Origin of the sequence: Nostoc sp. 'Peltigera membranacea cyanobiont' 213, assembly GCF_002245975.1 — a bacterium.
GTDB lineage: Bacteria > Cyanobacteriota > Cyanobacteriia > Cyanobacteriales > Nostocaceae > Nostoc.
In genome coordinates this window covers 1-2,845 of the sequence record NZ_NOLI01000315.1, presented here as the reverse complement: position 1 = coordinate 2,845, position 2,845 = coordinate 1, and the positions used below count along the sequence as shown (strand labels likewise).

The following is a 2,845-nucleotide window of genomic DNA, read 5'->3' as shown; positions in this document are numbered from 1 at the left end:
TGTCTGATTTTACTCTTTTTATCGAGAAAAATCCTCCGTAAAAACCCCTTTGTGACAGTTAGGGTGCGGAATGTGGGTTTGAGCAGAACAGCACAATAGATGATGCCCCCCAATGGATATCGCTTTGTCGAGTGCCGCGATGAGATTCTTCGGGTTACTACCAGAATAGTTGTAACAATTGCCAGCTACGTGCCGATAATTATTGACGATGACGAATGGGTTAACACGATATTCTCCAGCAAGAGAAAGAACGTATTTGACATCAGTATCGGAAACATCAGCAGAAGATAGGTAAATCTTGCCGTGTTCGCTACCGAGAACATTTTGTACCAGTTGTTTGAGGTTTTTTAGAACCGATACCCGACGTTTAGCAACCTCCGTACCAGAGTTAAGTAAATGCCAGAAAACTTGGTCACATTCATCAATAATAATTACATCATTTGACCAGTCATTGGGGTTGAATCGCGCCTGACTTTCTTGATGCAGCGAATCAACGCACACCCCGTATCCTAATAATGTGCCTGTTTCTGAGGTGTGGACTTCAGTCACATAGTTAACACCGAAGCGATCGCATAATGCCTCACCAAGTTGAATCCGATGGGTGATGATTAATACCCGTCTTTCTTGGTCGTGTGCTTTCGCCACCTCAGTTGCCAGCCATTCGGTTTTACCAGTGCCTTTGGGGGCTTTGAGGATTATCAGCTTTTCACCTTCGGGAACGAGAAGCTGTCCCAAAAATCTTTGGTTGAGAGCGGAATGGCACTAAGAAAAGCTACAAGCTATATGAGATAAGGATTTCAAATTTTAATCAATGAACAGTGAGTGGGCAGGTCGAGCGATCGCTCCCGGATCAGATAGAGCTTCATGGATGGGGCGATAATGTACGCGGTGTCCAAAAACTTTTTAGATAGGAAAAGCTTACTCGTTTATGAAATACTTTCATTGATACGAATAAGCCAACAACATAAATACTACTGTGACACTGCGAGTACAAATTCTCAAGGATAAATTTAATTCATATTTGGGATTACCTTTTAAAGAACTGTTACCAGCAAGCGTAATTGAGCAAGCACTCTCGGAGCTAAAAATTAGATACTATCAGCGATTATTTGACCCAATAGTAACGCTTTGGGCGTTTTTAGCTCAGGTTTTGGATACTGATAAAAGTTGCCATAATGCAGTGAGTAAAGTCATTGCTTATTTGGCTGGGCAAGGAGTAGAAATTCCATCAACTGACACAAGCGCTTATTGTCAAGCGCGGTCTAGATTACCAGAAAAGTTTTTAGAAAAACTTTTTAGTCAGGTTGGACAAAGCTTAGAAGAAAAGCTAGGAACAGAACATTTATGGTGTGGTCGAAATGTGAAAGTGATAGATGGGTCAACTGTCTCCATGCCTGACACTGTGGAAAACCAAAAAGCATACCCTCAACCAAAGACTCAAAAAGCTGGATGTGGGTTTCCAATTGCGAAGATTGGCGTGATATTCAGTTTAGCGACGGGAGCCGCTGTCGCTTTGTGTATAGATGTTCTGAACACTCATGATATTAAATTAGCCAGAAACCTGTACAGTTTTCTCAAACCCAATGATGTACTTGTAGGGGATAGAGCTTTTTGTGCTTACGCCGATATGTTTACTATCAAAAATATTAATTGTGATGCTGTATTTCGGAAGCATCAATCTCGAACAACAGCTATGCGAAAAGGTAAAATTGTTGGAGATTGCGACAAATTAGTTACTTGGTATAAGCCGAAAACTTGCTCAAAAGGATTGAATAAAGATGAATTTAATGCTTTACCTCCTTCCATAACTGTGCGAGAGATTTACTATTATATTGTTATTCCTGGTTTTCGGACTCAACAAGTTAGCTTAATTACTACTCTTTTAGATGAAGGAACTTATTCTACTTTGGCAATTGTTGGACTTTATGGCCAACGCTGGGATGTTGAATTAGATTTAAGACATATAAAAACTACCTTGGGTATGGATGTTTTGCGCTGTAAAACTCCCTCAATGGTACGCAAAGAAATTTACGTTTATTTACTTGCCTACAATTTACTTCGTAGTTTGATGTGGTCGGCAGGCACTACTTACAGTACTCCGCCGTTGCGATTGTCTTTACAAGGTACTCGCCATCATTTAAATAACTTTATTCCCGAATTGTTAGCTGCAATTTCAACAAAACGTCTTAAAATTTATCGCACTTTACTCGAATGGCACTAAGAAAAGCCAAAACGCTTGTGTATTAAGCAGTTTGCAACTGCTTTCGTAACTCGTGCCGGGGTTTGGTCATCAAGGGATAAGCTTTCGGGCGGCGTTTACGGACTCGTGGTTCGTTTCTAGCAGGACGGTCAGGAACAGCTTTGTGAGCAATAACTTTGAGTAAAGTGGAATGGCACTAAGAAAAGATGAAACCTAGTCAGGGGAGGGTGTTGGGGGTAGGGTGTTGGGGGTAGTGTTAATAAAATTGAATTTTAGCGCATCAAATAGAACAACATCTTCTTCCAACCCTTAACCCCACACCCTAGACCCTATACCCAAAAACCAGTAATAGCAGGGGTTTGCGCTTATCTTAGTGCCATTCGGTTTAGTATCACTGTCAAAGCAAATGTTAACGTGTCTTCCCTCTGTTGCGAAATGTTTCAGGTCTGGGATGAGGTTTGGCTTACCGATGGCAGTACCGTACTCATCAGTAGGTGTGCGGTATCCAGCGTTTACTCCCGGAATTGCGATCGCAGCATAACCCGCAGTTAATAACGCCCCTGCTTTTTTGACACCTTCTACAATTGTCACTGGTACATTATGCTGCCAAACCCAGTGCCAAAATCCACCAGGATGCTGCAAGTC

At 41.7% G+C, this 2,845-nt stretch carries 2 protein-coding genes and 1 pseudogene; 1 reads left to right on the top strand and 2 read right to left on the bottom strand.

Annotation, left to right across the window (positions count from 1 at the left end; all coding sequences use genetic code 11):
* Window positions 1-78: 78 nt before the first annotated feature.
* Window positions 79-753, bottom strand: a pseudogene (locus tag CDG77_RS34475) (DEAD/DEAH box helicase family protein); the annotation flags it as partial.
* A 223-nt stretch (window positions 754-976) separates the two neighbouring features.
* Here CDG77_RS34475 and CDG77_RS34470 point away from each other — a divergent pair.
* Window positions 977-2,221 carry an IS4 family transposase gene (locus tag CDG77_RS34470; RefSeq protein ID WP_223270158.1) on the top strand — a complete coding sequence of 415 codons (1,245 nt, stop codon included), beginning with the start codon at window positions 977-979 and terminating at the stop codon, window positions 2,219-2,221.
* Between the two features lie 288 nt (window positions 2,222-2,509).
* Here the strand turns inward: CDG77_RS34470 and CDG77_RS34465 are convergent.
* Window positions 2,510-2,845: DUF3854 domain-containing protein (locus CDG77_RS34465; protein ID WP_442946466.1), on the bottom strand; the 336-nt coding region annotated here is incomplete at its 5' end.